The following is a 25,707-nucleotide window of genomic DNA, read 5'->3' as shown; positions in this document are numbered from 1 at the left end:
GCCGGCGGGCCGTTATCAGGGGCATTCAGCATGTCGCCACTTTCAGTCGCATTACAGGTTCAGGCGCTGCAGGTTGTGCAGCGCTTTCAGGACGTTAACGGTAACGAGTGGGTGTTTGACGAGCGGGAGCAGCAGGCTCTGGCGTCGAGCGATTTCATCAGCGATACGCTGCTGAATCATCCGGACTGGCTGACGACGCTGCGCCGGCAGCCGCCGACGGCCGAGGAGTGCCAGCATTACGCCGCCTGGCTGCAGGACGCGCTGGAAGAGGTGAGTGATGAAGCGGCGCTGATGCGCGAGCTGCGCCTGTTCCGGCGGGAAACGCTGGTGCGCATCGCCTGGGCGCAGGCGCTGAACGTCTGCAGCACCGAACAGACCTTGCAGCAGTTGAGTGCGCTGGCGGAAACGCTGATCGTCAGCGCGCGCGACTGGCTGTATCAGACCTGCTGCCGCGAATGGGGCACGCCGTGCAATGCCGACGGCGTACCGCAGCCGCTGCTGGTGCTGGGCATGGGCAAGCTGGGCGGCGGCGAGCTGAATTTCTCATCCGATATCGACCTGATTTTCGCCTATCCGGAAAACGGCCAGACCGTGGGCGGCCGCCGCCAGCTGGATAACGCCCAGTTCTTTACCCGTCTTGGGCAGCGGCTGATCAAGGCGCTGGATCAGCACACCATTGACGGCTTCGTTTACCGGGTGGATATGCGCCTGCGCCCCTTCGGCGACAGCGGCCCGCTGGTGATGAGCTTTGCTGCGCTGGAGGATTACTACCAGGAGCAGGGGCGCGACTGGGAGCGCTACGCGATGGTCAAGGCGCGGCTGATGGGCGGCTTCGACGATCCTTACAGCGCCGAGCTGCGCGGCATGCTGCGGCCGTTTGTATTCCGCCGCTATATCGATTTCAGCGTTATTCAGTCGCTGCGCAATATGAAAGGCATGATCGCCCGCGAGGTGCGGCGGCGCGGGTTAACGGACAACATCAAGCTGGGCGCCGGCGGCATTCGCGAAATCGAGTTTATCACCCAGGTTTTCCAGCTGATTCGCGGCGGGCGCGAGCCTTCGCTGCAGGGGCGCTCACTGCTGCCGACGCTGCAGGCGATCGGGGAGCTGGGGCTGCTGCCGGAATCGCAGATTGCGGAGCTGGGCGCCGGCTATCTGTTTTTACGCCGGCTGGAAAATCTGCTGCAGGCCATCGCCGACCAGCAAACCCAGACGCTGCCGCAGGATGCGCTCGACCAGGCGCGGCTGGCCTGGGGCATGGGGCTGGCCGACTGGCCGGCGCTGCAGGCCCGGCTGGACGCGCATATGCGGGCGGTGAGGGCGGTGTTTGACGATCTGATTGGCGATGACGGTCCGGATGCGGAGGACGATCCGCAGTGCCAGCACTTCGCCGGCCTGTGGCTGGACGCGCTGGATGAACAGGAGATCGCGCCGCTGACGCCGCATCTCGGCGAAGAAGAGCGCCGCATGATGCTGCGCAGCATCGCCGAATTTCGTCAGGACGTTGATAAACGCACCATCGGCCCGCGCGGCCGCGAGGTGCTGGATCAACTGATGCCGCGCCTGCTGGCGGAAGTGTGCCCGCGCAGCGACGCGCCGACCGCGCTGGCGCGGCTGACTCAACTGCTGCTGAGCATTGTCACCCGCACCACCTATCTCGAACTGCTGGTGGAGTATCAGGCGGCGCTGAGCCACCTGATTCGCCTGTGCGCCGCTTCGCCGATGGTGGCCAGCCAGCTGGCGCGCTACCCGCTGCTGCTGGACGAACTGCTTGATACCAACACGTTGTATCAGCCGGTGGCGCCGGACGCCTACCGCAGCGAACTGCGGCAGTATCTGTTGCGCGTGCCGGAGGAGGATGAAGAGCAGCGGCTGGAAGCGCTGCGTCAGTTCAAGCAGGCGCAGCAGCTGCGTATTGCCGCCGGCGATATCGCCGGCGCGCTGCCGGTAATGAAAGTGAGCGATCACTTAACTTACCTGGCGGAAGCGATTATTGACGCGGTGGTGCAGCAGGCGTGGAACGATATGGTGGCGCGCTATGGCCAGCCGACGCACCTGCACGAACGCGAGGGACGCGGTTTTGCCGTGATCGGCTACGGCAAGCTGGGGGGCTGGGAGCTGGGCTACAGTTCCGACCTCGATCTGGTGTTCCTGCTGGACTGCCCGTCGGAGGTGATGACCGACGGCGCGCGCAGTATCGACGGCCGTCAGTTTTATCTGCGGCTGGCGCAGCGGGTGATGCACCTGTTCAGCACCCGCACCTCATCCGGCATTTTGTATGAGGTCGACGCGCGCCTGCGTCCTTCCGGCGCGGCCGGCATGCTGGTCAGCACCATCGAGGCCTTTGCCGAGTACCAGCGGCATGAAGCCTGGACCTGGGAGCACCAGGCGCTGGTGCGGGCGCGCATCGTGTACGGCGATACGGCGCTGCAGCAGCGCTTTGACGCCATTCGCCGCGATATTCTCTGCCAGCCGCGTGATGACGACACCCTGCGGCAGGAAGTGCGCGAGATGCGCGAGAAGATGCGCAGCCACCTTGCCAACAAGCGGCGCGAACTGTTTGATATCAAAACTGATGAAGGCGGCATTACCGATATCGAATTTATCGCGCAATATCTGGTCTTACGCTATGCCGCGGATGAGGCGCGCCTGACCCGTTGGTCGGACAACGTGCGGATTTTCGAGCTGATGGCCAATTACGACATCATGGCGGAAGACGAAGCCGCCGCGCTGACGCAGGCCTATGTCGCCATGCGCGATGAGATCCACCATCTGGCGCTGCAGGAGCACTCCGGCAAAGTCAGCAGTGAACGTTTCACCGCCGAGCGGGAGCAGGTGCGCGCCAGTTGGCATCGCTGGCTGGGCCAGCGGTAAGATTACCTTTATGCCGGTATTAGCCAGGTCTGTGATAATATCGGCGCCATTAAATTTATGACCTGTTTGGAGTTAACGGATGAAAGTTACGCTGCCTGATTTTCGCCGCGCCGGTGTGCTGGTGGTTGGCGATGTCATGTTGGATCGCTATTGGTATGGGCCGACCAGCCGTATTTCACCGGAAGCCCCGGTGCCGGTGGTCAAGGTAGATACGATTGAAGAGCGTCCCGGCGGTGCGGCTAACGTTGCGATGAACATCGCCTCGCTGGGCGCCAATTCGCGTCTGGTGGGCCTGACCGGCATCGATGACGCGGCGCGGGCGCTGAACGCCAAGCTGGATGAAGTCAACGTGCGCTGCGATTTTGTCTCGGTGCCGACGCATCCGACCATCACCAAGCTGCGTATCCTGTCGCGTAACCAGCAGCTGATTCGCCTGGATTTTGAGGAAGGCTTCTCCAACGTGGATCCGCAGCCGATGCTGGAGCGCATCCAGCAGGCGCTGCCGCAGATTGGCGCGCTGGTGCTGTCCGATTACGCCAAGGGCGCGCTGAGCCAGGTACAGGGGATGATCCAACTGGCGCGGGCGGCCAAGGTGCCGGTGCTGATCGACCCGAAAGGCACGGATTTTGAACGTTACCGCGGCGCTACGCTGCTGACGCCGAACCTGTCCGAATTTGAAGCGGTCGTCGGCCATTGCAGCAGCGAAGAGCAGCTGGTGGAGCGCGGCATGCAGCTGGTGGCGGACTTTGAGCTGTCCGCGCTGCTGGTCACCCGCTCCGAGCACGGCATGACGCTGCTGCAGCCGGGACGCGAGCCGGTGCATCTGCCGACGCAGGCGCAGGAAGTGTTTGACGTCACCGGCGCCGGGGATACGGTGATCGGCGTGCTGGCCGCGGCGCTGGCCGCCGGCAATACGCTGGAAGAGTCCTGCTTCCTGGCGAACGCCGCCGCGGGCGTGGTGGTCGGGAAGCTGGGCACCTCGACCGTTGCGCCGATCGAGCTGGAAAACGCCATCCGCGGCCGGGCCGAAACCGGCTTTGGCGTGATGAACGAAACACAGCTGAAAAAGGCGGTGGCGCAGGCGCGTCAGCGCGGTGAGAAAGTGGTGATGACCAACGGCATCTTTGACATCCTGCACGCCGGCCACGTCTCCTATCTGGCCAATGCGCGCAAGCTGGGCGACCGCCTGATCGTTGCGGTCAACAGCGACGCCTCCACCAAACGCCTGAAAGGGGAAGCGCGGCCGGTCAATGCGCTGGAAAACCGTATGGTGGTGCTGGGCGCGCTGGAAGCGGTTGATTGGGTGGTGCCGTTTGAAGAAGATACGCCGCAGCGGCTGATTGCCGACGTCCTGCCGGATCTGCTGGTGAAAGGCGGCGATTACAAGCCTGAGGAGATTGCCGGCAGTAAGGAAGTGTGGGCGAACGGCGGTGAAGTTAAGGTGCTGAACTTTGAAGACGGCCTGTCGACCACCAATATCATCAACGCGATCAAAGGCGGACGCGGCTAAATTGGCGGCGTAAGCGCGATATCGGGCGCGGGCATATCAGCCCGCTGAATACGGTGGTTGTCAGTGAGCGGACTGAAGCAGGAACTGGGGCTGGTGCAGGGCGTAGGGCTGCTGTCCACCTCGTTATTGGGCACCGGCGTGTTTGCGGTGCCGGCGCTGGCGGCGCAGCTGGCGCAGGGCGACAGCCTGTGGGCCTGGCCGCTGCTGATTGCGCTGGTGTTTCCCATCGCCATTGCCTTTGCGGCGTTAGGGCGGCATTTTCCCAGCGCCGGCGGCGCGGCGCACTTTGTCGCTATGGCGTTCGGTCCCCGGATGGGGAAAGTCACCGCCTGGCTGTTTTTGTCGGTGATCCCGGTCGGCTTGCCGGCCGCCTTACAGATCGCCGCCGGCTTCTGGCAGTCGACGCTGGGGTGGAGCGCCGGCGGCCTGCTGCTGGTCGAGGTCGCCACCCTGCTGCTTATCTGGCTGCTCGGCACGCGCAGCGCCGGCTCCAGCGCCAATATTCAGACGCTGATCGCCGTGCTGGTGGTGGCGCTGGTGGCCGCCATTTGGTGGAAAGGCGATATTGAGCCGGCCGAGATCCCGTGGCCGGCGCTTGGCGACGTCGCGCCGGGCAATATGTTCCGCGCGCTGGCGGTGATGTTCTGGTGCTTTGTCGGGCTGGAGGCCTTTGCCCACCTGGCGACCGAGTTCCGTAACTCGGCGCGCGATTTTCCGCGCGCGCTGCTGCTCGGCATGCTGCTGGCCGGCCTGGTGTATTGGGGCGGCACCGTGGCGGTGCTGCATTTCCATGCCTATGGCGAGCATCAGGCGGCGGCGGCTTCGCTGCCGGGCATTGTGGTGCAGCTGTTCGGGCAGCATGCGCTGTGGGTGGCCTGCATTATCGGCTACCTGGCCTGTTTCGCCAGCGTGAATATTTACACCCAGAGCTTTGCCAGAATGGTGTGGTCGCAGGCGCAGAGCAAACCGCACAGCGCTTTGGCCAGGCTGTCGTCCGCACAGACGCCGGTCAACGCCCTCAGCCTGGTGGTGGGCTGCTGCCTGCTATTCACCTTGCTGATTTATATGCTGGATTTGCCGTTGGATACGCTGTTGGTCTACGCCAACGGTATTTTTGTGCTGATCTATCTGCTGTGCATGCTGGCGGGGTGCCGGCTGCTGGCGGGCCGTTCGCGGCTGATGGCGCTGGTGGGGGCGCTGCTGTGCGTGCTGCTGCTGGTGATTATCGGTTGGAAAAGCGCCTATGCGTTGGCGATGTTTGCGCTGATTTGGCTGCTGCTGCCGCGGCGGGCCAGGGTACGCGCGGAACAATAAGGGGCTGAGCCAGGTCAGCCCGCTGTGATTCAGGCAAGCGCGGCGTCGGGCTTACTCTTCTTCCTGCTTCGGCGCGTCGGCCTGTTTGCCTTCCAAAGCGGCAATGCGCTGTTCTAGCAGCGCCAGCTTTTCGCGGGTGCGCAGCAGCACCTGGGTCTGTACGTCGAACTCTTCACGGTTCACCAGGTCCAGGCGACCTAACTGCGCCTGCAGAACCTGACGCACTTTCTTCTCTACGTCTTCCCCGAATTCGCGCACGCCTTTTGGCATGGACTCATGCACCTGACGTGCGATCTGTTCAATTTTTTTCGGGTCAATCATGGCGTATCCCTTTCAGAATGTAATGGCTGTTGTTTAGTGTAATGCGAGTTGCGCGCCGGATAAACCACTACCTGATGTTTACACTGCGCTGCTTCACAGCGCTGCGGCTCATATCTTGAAAGGTGCGGGTGATAGCGTTATAGTCGTTCTGCTTATTCTCAGGGCGGGGTGAAAGTCCCCACCGGCGGTAAATCACCTGTTACGGTGAAAGCCCGCGAGCGCTCAGCCAGCCTGTAGGGCCGGTTAGAGGTCAGCAGATCCGGTGTAATTCCGGGGCCGACGGTTATAGTCCGGATGGGAGAGAGTAACGGTATCTGCCGGGCATATGCCCGCTTGCGTTATTTTTGGCTATGGCAATATAGCCACTCCTCAAGATCGCCCTGGTTCTGGTAATCCATAAATTTAATGAGGTTTTTTACCATGAATCAGACGCTACTTTCAGACTTCGGCACGCCGGTAGAACGCGTTGAACGCGCGCTGGATGCACTGCGCAACGGGCGCGGCGTAATGGTGCTTGATGATGAAAATCGTGAAAACGAAGGTGATATGATCTTCGCCGCAGAAACCATGACCGTTGAGCAAATGGCGCTGACCATTCGCCACGGCAGCGGCATTGTCTGCCTGTGCCTGACCGAAGAACGCCGTCAGCAGCTGGAGCTGCCGATGATGGTGACCAACAACTCCAGTCAGTTCCAGACCGCCTTCACCGTGACGATTGAAGCGGCGCAGGGCGTGACCACCGGCGTTTCCGCTTCTGACCGCCTGACCACCATCCGCGCGGCGATTGCCGATAACGCCAAGCCGAGCGATCTGAACCGTCCGGGCCACGTATTCCCGCTGCGCGCGCAGCCGGGCGGCGTATTGACCCGTCGCGGCCATACCGAAGCAACCATCGATCTGGTGGCGCTGGCGGGCTTCAAGCCGGCGGGCGTACTGTGCGAACTGACCAATGACGACGGCAGCATGGCGCATGCGCCGGAAGTGATTGAATTCGCCAAACAGCATGAGATGACCGTGCTGACGATTGAAGATCTGGTGGCCTACCGCCAGATGCACGAAAAGCAGGCGAGCTAAGGCGCGCTTTAGCATGACCCGATGAAAAAAGGCTGAACTCTGCTCAGCCTTTTTTATTGCGCGGCGTTTAGCCCAGCCCGCCGCTTTGCAGCAGCGTCAGGCTAAAGCCCATCACCGCCATGCCGCACAGCACGCCATAGCTGGGGTTGTTGTGAGGATCGATCTTTTTCGCCAACGGCATCAGCTCATCCACCGACAGCGCCACCATAATGCCGGCCACCGCCGCCATAATCGCCGCCATCATCACCGGCGAAATCAGCGGCCCCAGCAGCACAAAGGCCAGCAGCCCGCCGAGGATCTCCGCCAGGCCGGAAATTCCGGACCACAGCAGCGCCTTGGTTTTGGAACCGGTGGCGGCATATACCGGTCCGGCGACCGCCAGCCCTTCGGGAATATTGTGAATGGCGACGGCCAGGGCAATGCCCATCCCCAGCTCCAGATCGGCGCTGGCGGTGACAAAGGTGGCGATGCCTTCCGGGAAGTTATGCAGGCTGATGCCCAGCGTCAGCAAGATGGCGGTGCGTTTGAGATTGTGCGGTTTGATTGGCTGCTGCATCAGATCCTGCGGGTGCTGGTGCGGTAGCATGCGGTCGAGCGCAAAGTAGCCCAGCAGGCCCAGCATAAACATGCCGTAGCCGAGCATGGGCGACATGCCTGGCGTATGCAGCGCGGCGGGCAGCATTTCCATCAGTGAAATCAGCAGCATAATGCCGGCCGCGAAGCCGAGGGCAAAGGCCAGCAGCCGGTTGGACGGCTTCTGGCCGATAATGCCGAACAGCGCGCCCACAAAGGTGGCGCCGCCGGCCAGCAGGGTCAGAATCAACGGTACCGACATCGAGCGTCCTCTTTCGTATGCTAATGATAATTATTTATATTCAGATACTAACAGAGTAAAAGCATAAATCGAGCGGATTTGCCTGATTACTGGCATTGTTTTCACCGTTCAAATTTCTTGAATATCATCATCACGCTTACCCCACTGTGTCGGGCGAACAAACGGCGTAAGGTAAGCGCATAACCTTGATGACTCCGTAAAGGGGGAAGTGATGACGATTTCTCGTATGCCGGCGCTGTTTCTGGGCCACGGCAGTCCGATGAACGTGCTGGAAGAAAACCGCTATACCGAAACCTGGCGCCGGCTGGGGGAAAGTCTGCCGCGGCCGCAGGCGATCGTGGCCGTTTCCGCCCATTGGTACACCCGCGGCACCGCGGTGACCGCGATGGAAAGGCCGAAAACCATTCACGACTTTGGCGGCTTCCCGCAGGCGCTGTTTGATACTCAGTATCCGGCGCCCGGCTCACCGGAGCTGGCGGCTCGCCTGCAGCAGCTGCTGGCGCCGACGCCGGTGCTGGCGGATCGGGAGTCATGGGGGCTGGATCACGGCAGCTGGGGCGTGCTGATCAAGATGTATCCGCAGGCGGATATACCGGTGGTGCAGCTGAGCATCGACGGCACCCAGCCGGCGCAGTACCACTATGCGCTGGGGCGCAAGCTGGCGGCGCTGCGGGAGCAGGGCGTGATGATTGTCGCCAGCGGCAACGTGGTGCACAACCTGCGCATGGCGCGCTGGCAGGGCGACGGCAGCCCGTATCCGTGGGCCGAATCGTTCAACCGCTACGTACGCGATAACCTGCGCTATCAGGGCGACGATCATCCGCTGGTGAACTTTATGCAGCATGAGGGCGCCGCGCTGTCGAACCCGACGCCGGAGCACTACCTGCCGCTGCTGTATGTGCTGGGCGCCTGGGACGGCGCGGAGCCGATTAGCATACCGGTGGACGGTATCGAGATGGGGTCGCTCAGTATGCTGTCGGTGCAGGTCGGATAAAGTAAAAACGCCAGCGTTAAGCTGGCGTTGGCGTATACAGGGCGGGGCCGGTTTAGCCCAAAATGATATGCGGGTAGAAGCGTGACAGATCCTGAGTAATCAGCTCGCGGTCTTCGCGCAGGCCGATACCGCAGGCCTGATCGTTGATCAGCCAGCTGCCAATCAGCGTGTAGTTACCTTCAAACTGCGGCAGCGGGTGGAACTGCTGCACAATCATGCCTTCTTCGCCGTAAGGACCGTCGACGTTGGCCACTTCCTGACCGTTCTGCACGATGCGGATATTGGCCCCCTCGCGGGAGAACAGCGGCTTGACCACGTAGTGATCCAGCGGCGGGTGCTCATCCTCGGCAAAATAGGCCGGCAGCAGGTTGGGATGGTTGGGGAACATCTCCCACAGCATCGGCAGCAGCGCCTTGTTGGAAAGGATGCTCTTCCAGGCCGGCTCCAGCCAGCGCACGCCGGCGTCCTCCAGCTTGGTGGAGAACATTTCGCGCAGCATAAACTCCCACGGATAGAGCTTGAACAGGTTGCCGATCACCTGGTTCTGCAGATCGGTAAACTGGCCCTTTTCCCCCAGGCCAATCTCTTCCATAAACAGGAACTCGGTGGGAACACCGGCTTCCTGTGCGCAGTCCTGCAGGTACTGCACCGTACCGCGATCTTCTTCGCTGTCCTGGCAGCAGGCCATATGCAGCAGGCCGAAGCCGTGATGCGCCTTCAGCTCGGCAAAGCGTTCGATCAGCTTTTCCTGCAGGCTGTTGTACTGATCCGCCTGCGGATCCAGCTTGCCGGCGTTGATCTGATCTTCCAGCCAGATCCATTGGAAGAACGCCGCTTCGTACAGCGAGGTCGGCGTATCGGCGTTGTTTTCCAGCAGCTTGGGCGGGTTAACGCCGTCATAGGCCAGATCGAGGCGTGAATAGAGCGACGGCGCGTTGGTGCGCCAGGAGCTGCGTACAAACTCCCAGGTATGCTTCGGAATGCGGAACTTGGCCATCAGCTCATCGCTGGCGACCACTTTTTCCACCACCTGCAGGCACATCTGGTGCAGTTCTTCGGTGACGCTTTCGATCTCTTCGATCTGCGCCAGCGTAAACTGGTAGTAGGCGTCTTCACGCCAGTAGGGCTCGCCGTACATGGTGTGAAAATTAAAGCCGAACTCCGCCGCCTTGGCCTGCCAGTCCGGGCGCTCTGCAATGGCAATGCGTTTCATCGGTTAGCCACCCATGCTGCGGGAGGAGGTGCCGGAAGCCGCGCTGCGCTGCATGCTGGTCTGTTTGGCGACGGTTTCGCCAAAGCCGCCGCGCGTGATGGTGTTGGTGACGGCCGGTTTCGGCGCCATGGCGGTTTTCGGCACCGTCATGGTGCGGCCGCCGGCGGTGGCCGGGCCGTAGCTCTTGCCGGTGGCGTCAACGAACTTGCCGTTGGCCGGGCTGGCCGGGTTTTTCGAGGAGAACAGCGGCTGCTGCGCGAAGCCGGAACCGCCCATCAGGCGGCCCATCATATAGCCGGCCATCAGCGGCATCCAGAAGCTGCCGCTGCTTTGCGATTCTGCCGCCATACCGGCCTGGGCCGGCGCCTGCGTGCACTGCGCTTCGCCGAATTCGGCCACGCAGTCTTCACGGCTGGCGTACTTCGGCGCGGTTTTTTCCGCTTCTTTCAGCGCGTTGTTGTAGGCGGTGGTGCACTGTTCGCTCATGGACGGATTGGCGCGCGAGCAGTCGTCGGCGTTTTGATACAGCGAGACGGTCTCGTCGCTCTTTTCACAGCCGGCGAGCATAAATACGGCGCTGATGGCCAGCGCGACCGGCGCCATGCGGTAGCTGCGCCAAGACTTGCGGAACGTCTCTTGGTTGATGTTTTTGGTCCGTTTCATCGTGGTAAATCCCATCTCGTGCGGGCTATGTTGCCCTTTCCCAGTAGTGGCGTAAGGATAGGGGAAAGCTGGTCAAAATTAAAGCTGAAACGCCGGTTCAAAATGCTATTTACGCAGCTATACACAAAATTGCCGGGTTGGTCGGCAACGGGCGGAAATATGCGTCGTTTGTGCCGGTTCGTTCGCGGAAAGTCCGCGCCTCTTGTTCCATACTGAAACCTCGGCAGGCGCCAAAAGCGGCGTCATTTGAAGGAGGCCAAGGTGAAAAAGCTGATTAATCAGGTTGAATCGGTGCTGGAGGAGCAGTTGCTCGGACTGGGCGAGGCGCATCCGGAACTGCTGGTGCAGCGCGATCCGCTGTTTGTCTGCCGCGCAGACGGCCCGGTGACGGGCAAAGTGGCGCTGTTATCCGGCGGCGGCAGCGGCCATGAGCCGATGCACTGCGGCTTTGTCGGCGCAGGCATGCTGGACGGCGCCTGCCCGGGAGAAATTTTTACCTCGCCGACGCCGGACAAAATGTTCGCCTGCGGGCTGGCGATCGACGGCGGCGCCGGCGTGCTGCTGCTGGTCAAGAACTACACCGGCGACGTGCTGAATTTTGAGACCGCCACAGAACTGCTGCATGACAGCGGCGTGGCGGTGGCGACGGTGCTGGTGGATGACGATGTGGCGGTGAAGGACAGCCTGTTTACCGCCGGGCGGCGCGGCGTCGCCAATACTGTACTGCTGGAAAAGCTGCTCGGCGCGGCGGCGGCGCGCGGCGATTCGCTGGATGAACTGGTGACGCTGGGCCACCGGCTGAACAACCAGGGGCACTCCATCGGCATTGCGCTCGGCGCCTGCACCGTACCGGCGGCCGGCAAGCCGTCGTTTACGCTGGCGGATAACGAGATGGAGTTCGGCGTCGGCATTCACGGCGAGCCGGGCATTGAGCGGCGGCCGTTCAGCGGTCTGAATCAGGCGGTGGATGCGATGTTTCACACCTTGCTGGATCACGGCCACTACCAGCGTACGATCCGCGTCTGGGATCGGGTGCAGGGCGAGTGGCGGGAAGAGCTGCAGACCAAGCGGCCGCTGGCGCGCGGCGACCGGGTGATTGCGCTGGTGAATAACCTGGGGGCGACGCCGCTGTCGGAGCTGTACGGCGTCTATCACCGCCTGGCGGAGCGCTGTGCGGAAACCGGGCTGATTGTTGAGCGGAGCCTGGTCGGCGCCTATTGCACCTCGCTGGATATGCAGGGCGTCTCCATCACTCTGCTGAAGGTAGACGACGAAGCGCTGTCGCTGTGGGATGCGCCGGTCAATACGCCGGCGCTGCGTTGGGGTTGCTAAGGAGGAAGCATGGCGTTAACAAAACAGCAGCTGGTTGACTGGCTGATGCGCTGCAGCGAGGTATTTCGCCGCGAGCGCGACTATTTGACCGAGCTGGATACGGCGATCGGCGATGCCGACCACGGTCTGAATATGAACCGCGGTTTCGAGCAGTTGGCGGCCAAACTGCCGTCGCTGGCGGAGCAGGATATCGGCGCGATATTGAAAAGCAGCGGTATGACGCTGTTGTCCAGCGTCGGCGGCGCCAGCGGCCCGCTGTTCGGCACCTTCTTTCTCCGCGCGGCGCAGGCGACGGCCGGCAAGCAGAGTCTGGAACTGGCCGACCTGCAGCAGATGGTGCAGGCCGGTGCGGAGGGCGTGGCGGCGCGCGGTAAGGCGCAACCGGGTGATAAAACCCTGTGTGACGTCTGGCTGCCGGTGGCGGACAGCCTGAGCCAGTCGCTGGCGCACTCTCTGGACGTCAGGGAAGCGCTGCAGCAGGCCGCACAGCGGGCGCAGCAGGCGGCGGAAAGCACCGTTCCCATGCAGGCGCGCAAAGGGCGGGCCAGCTATCTGGGAGAGCGCAGCATCGGTCATCAGGATCCCGGCGCGACCTCGGTGATGCTGATGATCCAGGCGCTGGCGGCAGCGGCGGAGTAAGCGGGAGGCGAGATGATCAATATCGTAGTGGTGTCGCACAGCGCGCTGTTGGCGCAGGGCGTGGAGGCATTGGCGCGGCAGATGATGCGCCGCGACGGCTGCCGGTTGGCGCTGGCGGCGGGCGTGGACGATGAGCAGAACCCGATCGGCACCGATGCGCTGCAGGTCATGGCGGCGATTGAGTCGGTGGCCGACGGCGACGGCATCGTGGTGCTGATGGACCTGGGCAGCGCGTTACTGAGTGCGGAAACCGCGCTGGAACTGTTGGAGCCCGCGCTGGCGGCCAAGGTAACGCTCTGCGCCGCACCGCTGGTGGAGGGCACCTTGGCGGCGGTGGTGGCCGCCAATGCCGGCGGCGGGCTGGAACAGGTGCTGGCGGAGGCGCGGGGGGCGCTGCAGGCCAAGCAGGCGCAGCTTGGCGAGACGGCGTCGGCGCTGAACGCGGCCGAGCTGCCGCCGGCGCAGGGCAAAAGCGTCAGCTGGCGGGTGCAGAATGCCCACGGCCTGCACGCGCGTCCGGCGGCGCGCCTGGCGGAAGCGCTGGCGCATTTCGACGCTGAACTGGTGCTGGAGAAGGGCGGCCAGCGCGTCGATCCGCGCAGCCTGAATCAGCTGGCGCTGCTGCAGGTGGGCCATGGCGACACCATCCGGCTGAGCGCCGACGGCCGGCAGGCGGATGAGGCGCTGGCGGCGTTTAACGCGCTGGCGCAGCAGCACTTCGGGGAAGCGGTTTCCGGTGAACAGCCGCTGTCGCTGCATGGGGTGCCGGTGGCGGAGAGCGTCAGCAGCGGGCCGATTTTGCAGTGGCGCAGCGTCTGGCCGACGCTGCCGGCGCGGCATACCGGCGTCGACGATATTTTGCATGAGCAGCAGCGACTGCGACAGGCTCTGCAGCAGACGCTCGGCGACCTGAACCGGCTGGCGGAGCGCACCGCGACGCTGATCGGCAAACCGCAGGCGGGGATATTCGGCGCGCACAGCATGCTGCTGGACGACCCGGATTTACAGCAGGCGGCGTACACGCGCATCGCCCAGCAGTGTTGCAGCGCCGAGCAGGCGTGGCGGCAGGAGCTGGAGGCCGTTGCGGCGGATTATCGCGCGCTGGATGACGACTACCTGCGGGCGCGTGAGCTGGATGTGCGCGATATCCTGCGGCGCACCCTCAGCTATCTTCAACAGCAGCCGATTGCGCCGATTACCCTGTCGGAGCCGGTGATCTTGGTGATGGACGAGATAATGCCGTCGGAGGTGGTGATGCTGGACCGGCGGCTGGTGCTGGGCATCTGTCTGAGCGGCGGTCATGCGCTGTCGCACAGCGCCATTCTGGCCAAGGCGATGGGGATGCCGATGGTGGTCGGCATGAGCGACTGCCTGACGCAGACCCGCAGCGGCCAGACGGCGATGCTGGATGCGGCGCGCGGCGTGCTGCAGCTGAGCGCATAAAAAAGGCGCGGCAGATGCCGCGCCCGGAGTTCGTGTTGTCAGGCTGCCCCGTCAGTTACGGAACGGATTACGCGGCTGGCTGCCGGTTGTCGCCGCCGGAGCCGTAGGCTGCGGCGTTGCGCTGTTGACGCGGTTGGCCGGCGCCGGTGCGGCAACCTGCTGCATTGGCGCGTTGTCCTGATAGCCGTCGGCATAGGCGTCCTGACCGCGGTTCTGCGGCGCGACCGCGTCCGGCGCGGTAGAAACCGGTTGACCCAGCGCGCCGTTCAGCGTCAGCAGGTCATTCTGGTTCAGGGTGCCGAGCGCCGACTTGATGTTCAGCTGGTTGATCAGGTAGGTGTAGCGCGCGTCGGACAGCTGACGCTTGGCGTCATACAGCGTGGTGGTGGCATCCAGCACATCGACGATGGTGCGGGTGCCCACCTGGTAGCCGGCTTCCATCGCATCCAGTGAGCTCTGCGCCGAGATCACCGCCTGTTTGTAGGCGTTGATGCTGCTGATTGAGGCGTTGACGTTGTTGTACGAGGAGCGCACGGTCTGCACCACGGTGCGGTGCGAGCTTTCCAGCTGTTCGCTGGCGCCGACGAAGCTGTACTGCGCCTGCTTCACCTGCGAGTTGGTGGCGCCGCCGCTGTAAATCGGCAGGTTCAGGCTGATGCCGACCTTGTTCTGGCCGGCGTCGGAGTCAGGCGTAAAGTTGTTCGAACCGTGATTTTTGGTATTGGTAATACCGGTAGAGGCGCTCATATCGATGGTCGGCATATAGCCGGTTTGCGCATATTTGATCTGCTCACGCGCCAGATCCTGGCTCAGACGCGCCGAGAGCAGGCTCAGGTTGCGCGCTTCCGCCTCTTTCAGCAGGTTATTAACCGCTTCCGGCCGCGTGGTGGAGAAACGTTCGGTATTCAGTGAGGCCAGCTCCGGGTAGAAGGTGCCGGTCACCTGACGCAGCGCTTCCAGCGCGTTGTCCAGCGCATTGCGGGCGTTAACTTCGCTTGCCAGCACGGTGTCATAGTTGGAACGGGCGTTCTGCACGTCGGTGATCGCCACCAGGCCGACGTTAAAGCGTTGGGTGGTCTGATCCAACGTGCGGTACACCGCATCTTTCTGCGCCTGGGTGTAGGACAGAGTGTCAATCGCCTTCAGCACGTTGAAATAGGCGGTGGCGGTGTCGAGGATCAGCTTCTGCTCTGCGGTCTGGAACGTCACGTCGGAGATGCCGGCGGTCTTTTCCTGCAGCGTCAACGCGCGCCATTTGGACATATCAAAAATGGTCTGGGTCAGCGCCAGCGAGCCTTGTGTGGTATCGCTGCTGGTATCCCTGGCGTCGCGATAGCCGCTGCCGTAGGTGTAACTGGCGCTCAGCCCCAACTGCGGCAGCAACGGGCTGCGCGACTCGTTGATTTTTTCGAATGCGGCATCGCGGTCAGCGGCGGATTTGCGCAGATCCGGGTTACTTTCCCTCGCCTGTTTATAAACCTGCAGCAGGTTCTCTGCCTGGCTCATTGCACTGAAGCCGCCCAGGCTCAGTCCGATAAGAAGGGGGAGCAGTTTCTTCATTTGCATTCCTTGTTGTGCAGCAATATTGGTATGTTAGCGCTGACGATAGTCTAAATAGTTGTCAATTCTAGCAGAGTCCGCGCTGGGCATAAGGTGGCTGAACGTGCCATCCGGCGGATCTTTTCGCGTTTGACCTGCCCTGTGAGGCACCGGCCGTCATGTCCGCGTCCGTGACTCCTGTTATCATGGTCAATAATCTACCACAACGCGCGGCGGGGGAAAGTCTCGCCGGTTCTGTCATCAAAACTGTTTATTTCACCGGCATACTCACGCAGGAGAACCGCGTTTATGAGCAACTTACGGCCTACGCCCGTTACTTTCGACAAAAATGATGTAGAAATTATTGCACGGGACACGCTGTACCGTGGTTTTTTTTCACTCAATTTATACCGTTTTCGTCATAAATTGTTTAACGGCGGCGTGAGCGAAGAGATTACGCGCGAGATTTTCGAGCGTGGTCATGCGGCGGTGCTGCTGCCTTACGATCCGCAGCGCGACGAAGTGGTGCTGATTGAACAACTGCGCATCGCCGCGGTCGATACCTCAGACTCGCCCTGGTTACTGGAAATGGTGGCGGGTATGATCGAAGACGGCGAAAGCGTGGAAGACGTGTGCCGTCGCGAGGCCGAAGAGGAAGCCGGCGTGACGGTCGGGCGCTGCAAGCCGGTGCTGAGCTATCTGGCCAGCCCGGGCGGCACCAGCGAGCGGCTGTCGATTATGGTCGGCGAAGTGGACGCCGCGACCGCCGAAGGCATTCATGGATTGAGTGAAGAAAATGAAGATATTCGTGTCCATGTGGTCAGCCGCGAACAGGCCTACCGCTGGGTGGAGGACGGTACGATTGATAATGCGGCGTCGGTGATTGCCCTGCAGTGGCTGGCGTTGCACCATGAATCGCTCAGAAAAGAGTGGGTCAACCCATGACAAAGCGCTATACCCCTGATTTCCCGGAAATGATGAGAGTGTGTGAAACTAATTTCGCGCAGCTGCGGCGTTTGCTGCCGCGCGATGACGAAACCGGGGAAACGGTGACTTATCAGGTGAACGGCGCCCGCTATCGGCTGACGATTGCGGAATCCACGCGTTACACGACGCTGGTGACGATTGAGCAGACCTTTCCGGCGGTCAGCTACTGGAGCCTGCCGGCGATGACGGTGCGGCTCTATCATGACGCGATGGTTGCGGAAGTGTGTGCCAGCCAGCAGATCTCTCGTTTTAAAGCGCGTTATGATTACCCGAATAAAAAGTTGCATCAACGCGACGAAAAGCATCAAATTAACCAGTTTCTTGCTGATTGGCTGCGCTACTGTTTAGCGCATGGTGCGATGGCGGTTCCTGTTGTGTGATACCCGAGCGACGGTAAGCACGCTTGAAGTATGACGGGTAGAGACAGACTGAGATAACAAAGGACACCATTTGGAGAGCCTGTTTAAACTGCCCGTGGCGAGTGGGGCCAAGGTCAGGATTTTACAAATAACCGATACCCACCTGTTTGCCGGCGAGCACGAGACCTTGCTGGGCATTAACACCTACCGCAGCTACCATGCGGTGCTGGACGCGGTGCGCGCCCAACAGCGGGAGTTTGACCTGGTTGTCGCCACCGGTGACCTGGCGCAGGATCACACCCCCGAGGCATATCGGCACTTTGCGGACGGTATCTCGCAGCTGCCCGCGCCCTGCGTGTGGCTGCCGGGCAATCATGATTTCCAGCCGGCGATGGTCGACGCGCTGGCCGCCGCGGGCATTACCCCTTCCAAGCATGTGCTGCTGGGCGAGCACTGGCAGGTGATCCTGCTGGACAGCCAGGTGTTCGGCGTGCCGCACGGCGAGCTGAGCGAATACCAGCTGGAGTGGATGGAGCGCTGTCTGCAGGCCTATCCGGATCGCTACACCCTGCTGCTGTTACACCACCATCCGCTGCCTTCCGGCTGCACCTGGCTTGACCAGCACAGCCTGCGCAACCCGCATATGCTGGGCGCGGTGCTGCTGCGCTACCCGAAGGTCAACACGCTGCTGTGCGGGCATATCCACCAGGAGCTGGATCTGGGCTGGCAGGGGCGGCGTCTGCTGGCGTCGCCGTCGACCTGCGTGCAATTCAAGCCGCACTGTACTAATTTTACCATCGACGATGTTTCTCCGGGCTGGCGTTATCTCGACCTGCTGCCTGACGGGCGCGTGGAAACCCAGGTGTGCCGTCTGGACAACGATGATTTCCGCCCCGATATGGATTCGGACGGCTACTGATGTCAACGCTGCTTTACCTGCACGGTTTTAACAGTTCGCCGCAGTCGGCCAAGGCGTCGGCGTTTAAGGCGTGGCTGGCCGACCATCACCCGCAGATCGAAATGCTGGTGCCGCAGCTGCCGCCCTATCCGGCGGAGGCGGCCGAACTGCTGGAGGATCTGGTGATGGCGCGCGCCGGCAGCACGCTGGGCGTGGTCGGCTCTTCGCTGGGCGGTTATTACGCCACCTGGCTGTCGCAGTGTTTCGCGCTGCCGACGGTGGTGGTTAACCCGGCGGTGAAGCCGTTTGAATTGCTGATTGATTATCTCGGGCAAAACGAGAACCCCTACACCGGCCAGCAATATGTGTTAGAGTCTCGTCACGTTTACGATCTGAAAGTCATGCAGATCGATCCTCTGGAGTCGCCGGATTTAATCTGGCTGCTGCAGCAAACGGGCGATGAAATTCTCGATTACGGCCAGGCTGTCGCCTATTACACTGCCTGCCGGCAGACGGTGGAGTCGGGAGGAAACCACGCCTTCGTCGGTTTCGACCACTACTTCCCCCAGATTGTGGATTTTTTAGGGCTCGCCCCAAAATGACAGACGTTGTGGCCAGACGACAAACGTGATGGCTCCAGGCGCGAAGGGAAACATGCGGTCTGAGCAGGCCGTTCGGCGCCTTCCTTTAACCACGAAAATATAATCAACGATGACTCAATCCAGCTATAACGCTGATGCCATTGAAGTACTCAGCGGCCTAGAACCAGTGCGCCGTCGTCCCGGTATGTATACCGACACGCAGCGCCCGAACCACCTCGGCCAGGAGGTGATTGATAACAGCGTCGATGAAGCGTTGGCTGGCCATGCAAAACGCATTGACGTAATCCTGCACGCCGATCAATCGCTGGAGGTGATTGACGACGGCCGCGGCATGCCGGTGGATATCCACCCGGAAGAGGGCGTGCCGGCAGTAGAGCTGATCCTGTGCCGGCTGCACGCCGGCGGCAAATTCTCCAGTAAAAACTACCAGTTTTCCGGCGGCCTGCACGGTGTGGGCATCTCGGTGGTCAACGCCCTGTCAAAACGGGTGGAAGTGACCGTCAAGCGCGACGGCAACGTTTACGATATGGCGTTTGAAAACGGCGACAAGGTGCAGGACCTGACGGTCAGCGGCACCTGCGGCAAGCGCAATACCGGCACCCGCGTCCACTTCTGGCCGGACGAACAATTTTTCGACAGCCCGCGTTTTTCCGTTTCGCGCCTCAGCCATCTGCTGAAGGCCAAGGCGGTGCTGTGCCCGGGCGTGGAAATCTACTTTACCGATAAGGTGAACAATACCGAGCAGCGCTGGTGCTACCAGGACGGCCTGACCGACTACCTGATGGAAGCGGTTAACGGGCTGATTACCCTGCCGGAAGCGCCGTTTGTCGGCACCTTCTCCGGCGACACCGAGGCGGTGGATTGGGCGCTGCTGTGGCTGCCGGAAGGCGGCGAACTGCTGACCGAAAGCTACGTCAACCTGATCCCGACCATGCAGGGCGGCACCCACGTTAACGGGCTGCGCCAGGGGCTGCTGGAGGCGATGCGCGAGTTCTGCGAGTTCCGCAATATTCTGCCGCGCGGCGTCAAACTGTCGGCGGAGGATATCTGGGACCGCTGCGCCTACGTCTTGTCGGTGAAAATGCAGGATCCGCAGTTCGCCGGCCAGACTAAAGAGCGCCTGTCGTCGCGCCAGTGCGCGGCGTTTGTCTCCGGCGTGGTGAAAGACGCCTTCAGCCTGTGGCTGAACCAGAACGTTCAGGCGGCGGAGCAACTGGCGGAAATGGCGATTTCCAGCGCCCAGCGCCGCCTGCGTGCGGCGAAGAAAGTGGTGCGCAAGAAGCTGACCAGCGGCCCTGCGCTGCCGGGCAAACTGGCGGACTGCACCTCGCAGGATCTGAGCATGACCGAACTGTTCCTGGTGGAAGGGGACTCGGCGGGCGGCTCGGCCAAGCAGGCGCGCGACCGCGAGTATCAGGCGATCATGCCGCTGAAGGGGAAAATCCTCAACACCTGGGAAGTGTCGTCGGACGAAGTGCTGGCGTCGCAGGAGGTGCATGATATTTCGGTGGCGATCGGCATCGATCCGGACAGCGACGATCTCGGCCAGCTGCGCTACGGCAAAATCTGTATCCTGGCGGATGCGGACTCGGACGGCCTGCACATCGCCACGCTGCTGTGCGCGCTGTTTGTGCGTCACTTCCGCTCGCTGGTGCAGGGCGGCCACGTGTATGTCGCCATGCCGCCGCTGTACCGCATCGACCTCGGCAAGGAAGTGTATTACGCGCTGGATGAGGAAGAGAAGGCCGGCGTGCTGGAACAGCTGAAGCGTAAGAAGGGCAAGCCGAACGTCCAGCGCTTTAAAGGCCTGGGTGAAATGAACCCGCTGCAGCTGCGCGAAACCACGCTCGATCCGAACACCCGCCGTCTGGTGCAGCTGACGGTCGACGATAACGACGTGCAGCAGACGCTGGCGGTGATGGATATGCTGCTGGCCAAGAAGCGTTCGGAAGACCGCCGCAACTGGCTGCAGGATAAGGGCGATACCGCCGAGCTGTCGGTATGACAATCCAGGTCAGCCGAGTTGTAAACGGTTGATCTGTCGAGCAAGGATGCTCATAGTTCTGCAATGTTGACGTTTCGTCTGTTGTTACATCATGTAATTTGCTGTTCCGCCATTAACCTGATGGCGGAAAGCTTTCTTCCCCCCACGACCCTAACTACATACTTACCGCATACCCAATCCCCTAGGAGCGAACAATGAAAGATTATCCATTACTGGACAACCTCATGGGGGGATACTTTAATCAGGATGCAGACCTGATTACGGGTTCAACCGAACTGGAAGGAATGATTGATTATTACCTACAGGGGGCATCTAAGAATTTGCTGCGAAATTTAATCAGTGAAATGGACGATTTTCAAACAGCATATTCCGACGATCTGGACAAAGCGTTTTGCGAGCGCTATCCCGGAGATCTGGATATGTCGCCTGTCGGTGAGTTTTTTGATGTTTTCCGGCGACGGATCCAGACAGTATTAGGGCAAGATTAATAAGCGTGAGCCTGCAAAAAGCCCGGCGCAGTGGCCGGGCTTGTTGATTACAGCGCTTCTTCCAGCACCTGGATATTCACATCCAGCACGCTGTCCTTGATGGTGGCGCGATGCCGATGCATATGCTCCATCTCAAGGTGTTTTTCCAGATGCGCGATGCTTTCCCATTTTTCCAGCATGAACACCGAATCCGGCAGCGACTGTTTCCACGGTACCTGCGCCTTGATATCGACCAGCGGCTGGTAGCCGCCGCAGCCCTCTTCCGCCAGCACTGACGGGATCAGCTTCTCAATGGCTTTCAATACCGTCTCACGGTGGCCCGGTTTGACTTTGATTTCTGCAATTACGGTGATCATTACAACCTCTTTAACAAACGTGCGAAGGGTAAGTTAAGCAAATGTTTTCGCCAGATGCTCGCGATATCGTGCGATATCGTTTTGAATATCCGGTTGTTTAATCACGTCGTTGCAGATAAAGGTCGGCAGCGCTTCCATTCCCAGGAACTCGTTGGCCTTATGGAAGTGCAGGTAAACGCCGTCCACGCCGATGCCGTGGAAGAACTGATCGGGGTCGGTAAAGGCCTCCAGCGGCGCGTTCCAGGTCAGGCTCAGCATGTGTTTTTTACCCTGCAGCAGGCCGCCGGAGCCATATTTTTTGCTGGCGTCCGAACGGGTGCGGCCGTCGCTGGCGTACAGCGAGCCGTGGCCGGCGGTAAACACTTCATCGATGTATTTTTTCAGGATCCAGGGTTCACCCATCCACCAGCCGGGCATCTGATAGATCACCACGTCGGCCCACAGATATTTTTGCACTTCGGCGTCGATATCGTAACCTTGATCGACGATGGTCAGCTGGACGTCATGGCCGGCGTCGCGCAGATACGAGGCGGCGACATCGGTCAGGGTGTCGTTCAGTTCGCCATTGGAGTGACCAAATTTTTTACCGGCGTTGATTAAAAGGATATGACTCATCGGGTTTCCTCTTGCGAATTGGCCCTGCGTCTTGTTCAGGCGGCGTGAACGCGCGGCATGAAACCGGTCAGGGGTGATAAAATGATGGAGAGAAGTTTACCCGCGCGCGCAGGTGAGAAAAATGCGCGCTGAGTCACATAACTTTTGCTGATTTGGCAATAATCCGCCGCTTAACGGCGGTCAACATCGCCCGCAAGACCGACAATGCTGTGACAGCATACGGCCAGATAAGGTACTATCGCGGGCAACAAACGACGAGCAATCACGGGCACTGCTTTTTTTGTGAACGACAGTCCTTTGCCCCAATGTCTAGGGATTGCCATGCCACGGTCTGAGGATAATTGAGTAATGAGTGATCTGACTCATGACGGTGTAGAGCGTTTACCGCTGCACACATTCACTGAAAACGCCTATCTGAACTACTCCATGTACGTCATCATGGATCGGGCGCTACCGTATATTGGCGACGGCCTGAAGCCGGTCCAGCGCCGCATCATCTATGCGATGTCCGAACTGGGCCTGAGCAACAGCGCCAAATTCAAAAAATCCGCGCGTACCGTCGGCGACGTGCTGGGTAAATACCACCCGCACGGCGACAGCGCCTGTTATGAGGCGATGGTGCTGATGGCGCAGCCGTTCTCCTACCGTTACCCGTTGGTAGACGGCCAGGGGAACTGGGGCGCGCCGGACGATCCGAAATCTTTTGCGGCGATGCGTTATACCGAATCCCGCCTGTCGAAGTACGCCGAAGTGCTGCTGTCCGAACTGGGGCAGGGGACGGTGGACTGGATCCCGAACTTTGACGGTACGCTGCAGGAGCCGAAGATGCTGCCTGCGCGTCTGCCGAACATCCTGCTGAACGGCACCACCGGCATTGCGGTGGGTATGGCGACCGATATTCCGCCGCACAACGTGCGCGAAGTGGCCGCCGCCGCCGTGGCGCTGCTGGAAAAACCGGGCGCCTCGCTGGATGACCTGCTGGCGTTTGTTCAGGGGCCGGACTTCCCGACCGAAGCGGAAATCATCACCCCGCGCGACGAGATTCGTAAAATCTACCAGAACGGTCGCGGTTCGGTGCGGATGCGCGCGGTGTGGAAAAAAGAAGACGGCAGTGCGGTGATCACCGCGCTGCCGCATCAGGTCTCCGGCGCCAAGGTGCTGGAGCAGATCGCCAGCCAGATGCGCGCCAAGAAGCTGCCGATGGTGGAAGACCTGCGCGATGAGTCGGACCATGAGAACCCGACGCGTCTGGTGATCGTGCCGCGCTCCAACCGGGTGGATCTGGAGCAGGTGATGAACCACCTGTTCGCCACCACCGATCTGGAGCGCAGCTACCGCGTCAATATGAATATGATTGGCCTGGACAACCGCCCGTCGGTGAAGGGGCTGGTGGAGATTATCACCGAATGGCTGGCCTACCGCCGCGATACGGTGCGCCGCCGCCTGAACCACCGCCTGGAAAAAGTGCTCAAGCGGCTGCACATTCTGGAAGGTTTGCTGGTTGCGTTCCTCAACATCGACGAAGTGATCCATATTATCCGCAGCGAAGATGAGCCGAAGCCGGTGCTGATGCAGCGTTTCGGCATCAGTGAGACACAGGCGGAAGCGATCCTCGAACTGAAACTGCGCCATTTGGCGAAGCTGGAAGAGATGAAGATCCGCGGCGAGCAGGACGAGCTGGCGCAAGAGCGCGATCGGCTGCAGGCTCTGCTGGCGTCGGAGCGTAAGCTGAACACGCTGATCAAGAAAGAAATCCAGGCGGATGCGCAGACCTACGGCGACGACCGCCGTTCACCGCTGGCCGAGCGCGATGAAGCCAAGGCGATGAGCGAGCACGATTTCGTGCCGTCCGAGCCGGTGACCATCGTGCTGTCGGAGATGGGCTGGGTGCGCAGCGCCAAAGGCCATGATATCGATCCTGCCGGCATGAACTATAAGGCGGGCGACAGCTTCCGCGCCGCCGCCCGCGGCAAGACCAACCAGCCGGTGGTGTTTATCGACTCCACCGGGCGCAGCTACGCGCTCGACCCGCTGACCCTGCCGTCGGCGCGCGGGCAGGGCGAACCGCTGACCGGTAAACTGACGCCGCCGCCGGGCGCGACCATTGAGCAGGTGCTGATGGCCGCCGACGACCAGAAACTGCTGATGGCCTCCGACGCCGGTTACGGCTTCGTGTGCACCTTCAACGATCTGGTGGCGCGCAACCGCGCCGGCAAGGCGATGATTACCCTGCCGGAGAACGCCAAGGCGCTGCCGCCGCTGGAAATTCACGGCGACGACGATATGCTGCTGTCGATTACCCAGGCGGGCCGCATGCTGATGTTCCCGGTGGCCGATTTGCCGCAGCTGTCGAAGGGCAAGGGCAACAAGATCGTCTCTATTCCGGCGGCGCAGGCGGCCGCGGGGGACGACAAACTGACCTGGCTGTTTGTGTTGCCGCCGCAGACGTCGCTGACGCTGTACGTCGGCAAGCGCAAGCTGACGCTGCGTCCGGAAGATTTGCAGAAGTTCCGCGCCGAGCGTGGCCGGAAAGGCACGCTGCTGCCGCGTGGTCTGCAGCGTATCGATCGCGTGGAGGTGGATTTGCCGCAGCGCGCATCGGCCGGGGATAGCGAAGAGTAAGTGCGGCGGGCGCCGTTTCCCAGGCGGCGCCCGCATAATTCACCGCTTTCCGTATTTATTTTCAAATAATTAACATTTCTGCGTATAAATTTATTGTGCGGATGCCCGGCCGGCAGGAAAATAGCGACAAGGCCGGGTATCATCGCCAGCGGGCGTGATGCCCTGCGCGCAAATAAAAATGATGGAAGGTATCTGCGTAGCGAATCAGGCTGCGTCGGCAGTGTGCTAATGAGGTTGTTATGTTATTAATTTTGCGTGCCGTTTTCGTCACTCTGTTCTGTATTCTGGTGTGCATTTTCGGTTCCATCTACTGTTTGTTCAGCCCGCGTAATCCCCGCCACGTTGCGACGTTCGGCCACCTGTTCGGCCGCCTGTCGACGGTATTCGGCCTGAAGGTTGAGATCCGCAAACCGGCCGATGCGGCGCAGTACGGCAAGTGCATCTATATCGCCAACCACCAGAACAACTACGATATGGTGACGGCGTCCAATATCGTGCAGCCGCGCACCGTGACGGTAGGGAAAAAAAGTCTGGCGTGGATCCCGTTTTTCGGCCAGCTGTATTGGCTGACCGGCAATCTGCTGATAGATCGGGATAACCGGGCCAAAGCGCACGGCACCATCGCTCAGGTGGTGGATCAGATTAAGAAAAAAGATATTTCCATCTGGATGTTCCCGGAAGGAACCCGCAGCCGCGGTCGCGGCCTGATGCCGTTCAAGACCGGCGCGTTCCATGCGGCGATTGCCGCCGGCGTGCCGATCGTGCCGATTTGTGTGTCGAACACCAGCAATAAAATCAATCTTAACCGCCTGAACAACGGCGAAGTGATTGTCGAGATGCTGGAGCCGATCGATACCACCCAATACGGTAAGGATCAGGTGCGCGAGCTGGCGACCCGCTGCCGCGAGCTGATGGCGGAGAAAATCGCCCGCCTGGATGAAGAAGTCGCGCAGCGCGAAGCCGCCAAAAAATAATACGTTTTCACCGGCGGCGGTACTTTTTTAACGGCTTCAGGTCGTTAATG

General features: G+C 61.0%; 23 protein-coding genes and 1 riboswitch. Of the genes, 16 read left to right on the top strand and 7 right to left on the bottom strand.

The genetic code is table 11. From position 1 onward, the window contains the following. Positions 1–30: 30 nt before the first annotated feature. The 3 genes from glnE to yjeH all read left to right on the top strand — a co-directional run bounded on the left by glnE (position 31) and on the right by yjeH (position 5,698). The gene (gene glnE / locus I6G83_RS03900; RefSeq protein WP_054306271.1) at positions 31–2,874 is read left to right on the top strand and encodes a bifunctional [glutamate--ammonia ligase]-adenylyl-L-tyrosine phosphorylase/[glutamate--ammonia-ligase] adenylyltransferase; all 2,844 of its coding nucleotides are present in this window, start codon (positions 31–33) and stop codon (positions 2,872–2,874) included. 79 nt (positions 2,875–2,953) lie between these two features. Next, positions 2,954–4,384, top strand: a complete 1,431-nt coding sequence (gene hldE / locus I6G83_RS03895) for a bifunctional D-glycero-beta-D-manno-heptose-7-phosphate kinase/D-glycero-beta-D-manno-heptose 1-phosphate adenylyltransferase HldE (protein ID WP_054306272.1) — start codon at positions 2,954–2,956, stop codon at positions 4,382–4,384. A 63-nt stretch (positions 4,385–4,447) separates the two neighbouring features. After that, on the top strand, positions 4,448–5,698 hold the full coding sequence (gene yjeH, locus I6G83_RS03890) for an L-methionine/branched-chain amino acid transporter (protein ID WP_054306273.1): 1,251 nt from the start codon (positions 4,448–4,450) through the stop codon (positions 5,696–5,698). A 51-nt stretch (positions 5,699–5,749) separates the two neighbouring features. On the opposite strand, the gene ubiK is transcribed toward yjeH, so the two are convergent. Next, a complete protein-coding gene (gene ubiK / locus I6G83_RS03885) occupies positions 5,750–6,019 on the bottom strand; it encodes a ubiquinone biosynthesis accessory factor UbiK (protein ID WP_015674023.1) in 270 nt (89 codons plus the stop codon). A gap of 150 nt (positions 6,020–6,169) precedes the next feature. Further along, a riboswitch (FMN riboswitch) is annotated at positions 6,170–6,329 on the top strand. 110 nt (positions 6,330–6,439) lie between these two features. On the opposite strand from ubiK, the gene ribB reads away from it, so the two are divergent. Then, the gene (gene ribB, locus I6G83_RS03880; RefSeq protein ID WP_054306274.1) at positions 6,440–7,093 is read left to right on the top strand and encodes a 3,4-dihydroxy-2-butanone-4-phosphate synthase; all 654 of its coding nucleotides are present in this window, start codon (positions 6,440–6,442) and stop codon (positions 7,091–7,093) included. A 67-nt stretch (positions 7,094–7,160) separates the two neighbouring features. Here ribB and zupT read toward each other — a convergent pair whose 3' ends face one another. Continuing rightward, on the bottom strand, positions 7,161–7,928 hold the full coding sequence (gene zupT / locus I6G83_RS03875) for a zinc transporter ZupT (protein WP_015674021.1): 768 nt from the start codon (positions 7,926–7,928) through the stop codon (positions 7,161–7,163). Positions 7,929–8,139: 211 nt separating this feature from the next. Between zupT and ygiD the strand changes: the two genes are divergently transcribed. Continuing rightward, complete coding sequence (ygiD, locus tag I6G83_RS03870) at positions 8,140–8,922, top strand: 4,5-DOPA-extradiol-dioxygenase (protein WP_054306275.1); 783 nt, start codon at positions 8,140–8,142, stop codon at positions 8,920–8,922. A 52-nt stretch (positions 8,923–8,974) separates the two neighbouring features. Here ygiD and I6G83_RS03865 read toward each other — a convergent pair whose 3' ends face one another. Together I6G83_RS03865 and I6G83_RS03860 are read right to left on the bottom strand one after the other, a co-directional pair. After that, positions 8,975–10,135 carry a glutathionylspermidine synthase family protein gene (locus I6G83_RS03865; protein WP_054306276.1) on the bottom strand — a complete coding sequence of 387 codons (1,161 nt, stop codon included), beginning with the start codon at positions 10,133–10,135 and terminating at the stop codon, positions 8,975–8,977. Between the two features lie 3 nt (positions 10,136–10,138). After that, positions 10,139–10,798, bottom strand: coding sequence for a DUF1190 family protein (locus tag I6G83_RS03860; RefSeq protein ID WP_015674018.1), 660 nt, complete (start codon positions 10,796–10,798; stop codon positions 10,139–10,141). 261 nt (positions 10,799–11,059) lie between these two features. On the opposite strand from I6G83_RS03860, the gene dhaK reads away from it, so the two are divergent. The 3 genes from dhaK to dhaM are packed head-to-tail and all read left to right on the top strand — an operon-like array spanning position 11,060 to position 14,212. Continuing rightward, on the top strand, positions 11,060–12,130 hold the full coding sequence (gene dhaK, locus I6G83_RS03855; RefSeq protein ID WP_054306287.1) for a dihydroxyacetone kinase subunit DhaK: 1,071 nt from the start codon (positions 11,060–11,062) through the stop codon (positions 12,128–12,130). A gap of 9 nt (positions 12,131–12,139) precedes the next feature. Continuing rightward, positions 12,140–12,769 carry a dihydroxyacetone kinase subunit DhaL gene (gene dhaL, locus I6G83_RS03850; RefSeq protein ID WP_054306277.1) on the top strand — a complete coding sequence of 210 codons (630 nt, stop codon included), beginning with the start codon at positions 12,140–12,142 and terminating at the stop codon, positions 12,767–12,769. A 12-nt stretch (positions 12,770–12,781) separates the two neighbouring features. Further along, entirely contained in the window at positions 12,782–14,212 is a 1,431-nt protein-coding gene (gene dhaM, locus I6G83_RS03845; protein ID WP_054306278.1) for a dihydroxyacetone kinase phosphoryl donor subunit DhaM, read from the top strand. 51 nt (positions 14,213–14,263) lie between these two features. On the opposite strand, the gene tolC is transcribed toward dhaM, so the two are convergent. Next, entirely contained in the window at positions 14,264–15,772 is a 1,509-nt protein-coding gene (tolC, locus tag I6G83_RS03840; protein ID WP_054306279.1) for an outer membrane channel protein TolC, read from the bottom strand. A gap of 288 nt (positions 15,773–16,060) precedes the next feature. On the opposite strand from tolC, the gene nudF reads away from it, so the two are divergent. The 6 genes from nudF (at position 16,061) to I6G83_RS03810 (ending at position 21,090) form a co-directional block, all read left to right on the top strand. Continuing rightward, entirely contained in the window at positions 16,061–16,696 is a 636-nt protein-coding gene (gene nudF / locus I6G83_RS03835; protein ID WP_054306280.1) for an ADP-ribose diphosphatase, read from the top strand. Continuing rightward, a complete protein-coding gene (locus I6G83_RS03830) occupies positions 16,693–17,118 on the top strand; it encodes a DUF1249 family protein (protein ID WP_054306281.1) in 426 nt (141 codons plus the stop codon). Before nudF ends, I6G83_RS03830 begins: the two co-directional genes overlap by 4 nt. Positions 17,119–17,188: 70 nt before the next feature. Further along, complete coding sequence (gene cpdA, locus I6G83_RS03825; RefSeq protein WP_054306282.1) at positions 17,189–18,016, top strand: 3',5'-cyclic-AMP phosphodiesterase; 828 nt, start codon at positions 17,189–17,191, stop codon at positions 18,014–18,016. Beyond that, positions 18,016–18,597 (top strand): esterase YqiA, encoded by a 582-nt coding sequence (gene yqiA, locus I6G83_RS03820; RefSeq protein ID WP_015674010.1) that lies wholly within the window; start codon positions 18,016–18,018, stop codon positions 18,595–18,597. Before cpdA ends, yqiA begins: the two co-directional genes overlap by 1 nt. Before the next feature lie 109 nt (positions 18,598–18,706). Next, positions 18,707–20,602 (top strand): DNA topoisomerase IV subunit B, encoded by a 1,896-nt coding sequence (gene parE, locus I6G83_RS03815; RefSeq protein ID WP_054306283.1) that lies wholly within the window; start codon positions 18,707–18,709, stop codon positions 20,600–20,602. Between the two features lie 194 nt (positions 20,603–20,796). Then, positions 20,797–21,090 (top strand): contact-dependent growth inhibition system immunity protein, encoded by a 294-nt coding sequence (locus I6G83_RS03810; protein ID WP_015674006.1) that lies wholly within the window; start codon positions 20,797–20,799, stop codon positions 21,088–21,090. Between the two features lie 47 nt (positions 21,091–21,137). Here I6G83_RS03810 and I6G83_RS03805 read toward each other — a convergent pair whose 3' ends face one another. Together I6G83_RS03805 and I6G83_RS03800 are read right to left on the bottom strand one after the other, a co-directional pair. Further along, positions 21,138–21,446: a putative quinol monooxygenase gene (locus I6G83_RS03805; RefSeq protein WP_015674005.1), complete on the bottom strand. Its 309-nt coding sequence runs from the start codon at positions 21,444–21,446 to the stop codon at positions 21,138–21,140. A gap of 33 nt (positions 21,447–21,479) precedes the next feature. Continuing rightward, positions 21,480–22,061: an NAD(P)H-dependent oxidoreductase gene (locus I6G83_RS03800; RefSeq protein WP_054306284.1), complete on the bottom strand. Its 582-nt coding sequence runs from the start codon at positions 22,059–22,061 to the stop codon at positions 21,480–21,482. A gap of 348 nt (positions 22,062–22,409) precedes the next feature. Between I6G83_RS03800 and parC the strand changes: the two genes are divergently transcribed. Further along, positions 22,410–24,683, top strand: coding sequence for a DNA topoisomerase IV subunit A (parC, locus tag I6G83_RS03795; protein WP_061322183.1), 2,274 nt, complete (start codon positions 22,410–22,412; stop codon positions 24,681–24,683). Positions 24,684–24,922: 239 nt separating this feature from the next. Further along, positions 24,923–25,657, top strand: a complete 735-nt coding sequence (locus I6G83_RS03790; RefSeq protein ID WP_054307922.1) for a 1-acylglycerol-3-phosphate O-acyltransferase — start codon at positions 24,923–24,925, stop codon at positions 25,655–25,657. Positions 25,658–25,707 lie beyond the last annotated feature (50 nt).

This window comes from Serratia rubidaea (genome assembly GCF_016026735.1).
Taxonomy (GTDB): domain Bacteria; phylum Pseudomonadota; class Gammaproteobacteria; order Enterobacterales; family Enterobacteriaceae; genus Serratia_B; species Serratia_B rubidaea.
This window is presented reverse-complemented; position numbering and strand designations above follow the sequence as displayed.

Excerpts from the sequence above, each read along its gene's own strand:
- glnE (WP_054306271.1), top strand. The coding sequence starts at position 31 with ATGTCGCCACTTTCAGTCGCATTACAGGTTCAGGCGCTGCAGGTTGTG.
- hldE (WP_054306272.1), top strand. The coding sequence starts at position 2,954 with ATGAAAGTTACGCTGCCTGATTTTCGCCGCGCCGGTGTGCTGGTGGTT.
- ubiK (WP_015674023.1), bottom strand. The coding sequence starts at position 6,019 with ATGATTGACCCGAAAAAAATTGAACAGATCGCACGTCAGGTGCATGAG.
- ribB (WP_054306274.1), top strand. The coding sequence starts at position 6,440 with ATGAATCAGACGCTACTTTCAGACTTCGGCACGCCGGTAGAACGCGTT.
- zupT (WP_015674021.1), bottom strand. The coding sequence starts at position 7,928 with ATGTCGGTACCGTTGATTCTGACCCTGCTGGCCGGCGGCGCCACCTTT.
- ygiD (WP_054306275.1), top strand. The coding sequence starts at position 8,140 with ATGACGATTTCTCGTATGCCGGCGCTGTTTCTGGGCCACGGCAGTCCG.
- I6G83_RS03865 (WP_054306276.1), bottom strand. The coding sequence starts at position 10,135 with ATGAAACGCATTGCCATTGCAGAGCGCCCGGACTGGCAGGCCAAGGCG.
- I6G83_RS03860 (WP_015674018.1), bottom strand. The coding sequence starts at position 10,798 with ATGAAACGGACCAAAAACATCAACCAAGAGACGTTCCGCAAGTCTTGG.
- dhaL (WP_054306277.1), top strand. The coding sequence starts at position 12,140 with ATGGCGTTAACAAAACAGCAGCTGGTTGACTGGCTGATGCGCTGCAGC.
- dhaM (WP_054306278.1), top strand. The coding sequence starts at position 12,782 with ATGATCAATATCGTAGTGGTGTCGCACAGCGCGCTGTTGGCGCAGGGC.
- tolC (WP_054306279.1), bottom strand. The coding sequence starts at position 15,772 with ATGAAGAAACTGCTCCCCCTTCTTATCGGACTGAGCCTGGGCGGCTTC.
- nudF (WP_054306280.1), top strand. The coding sequence starts at position 16,061 with ATGAGCAACTTACGGCCTACGCCCGTTACTTTCGACAAAAATGATGTA.
- I6G83_RS03830 (WP_054306281.1), top strand. The coding sequence starts at position 16,693 with ATGACAAAGCGCTATACCCCTGATTTCCCGGAAATGATGAGAGTGTGT.
- yqiA (WP_015674010.1), top strand. The coding sequence starts at position 18,016 with ATGTCAACGCTGCTTTACCTGCACGGTTTTAACAGTTCGCCGCAGTCG.
- parE (WP_054306283.1), top strand. The coding sequence starts at position 18,707 with ATGACTCAATCCAGCTATAACGCTGATGCCATTGAAGTACTCAGCGGC.
- I6G83_RS03810 (WP_015674006.1), top strand. The coding sequence starts at position 20,797 with ATGAAAGATTATCCATTACTGGACAACCTCATGGGGGGATACTTTAAT.
- I6G83_RS03805 (WP_015674005.1), bottom strand. The coding sequence starts at position 21,446 with ATGATCACCGTAATTGCAGAAATCAAAGTCAAACCGGGCCACCGTGAG.
- I6G83_RS03800 (WP_054306284.1), bottom strand. The coding sequence starts at position 22,061 with ATGAGTCATATCCTTTTAATCAACGCCGGTAAAAAATTTGGTCACTCC.
- parC (WP_061322183.1), top strand. The coding sequence starts at position 22,410 with ATGAGTGATCTGACTCATGACGGTGTAGAGCGTTTACCGCTGCACACA.
- I6G83_RS03790 (WP_054307922.1), top strand. The coding sequence starts at position 24,923 with ATGTTATTAATTTTGCGTGCCGTTTTCGTCACTCTGTTCTGTATTCTG.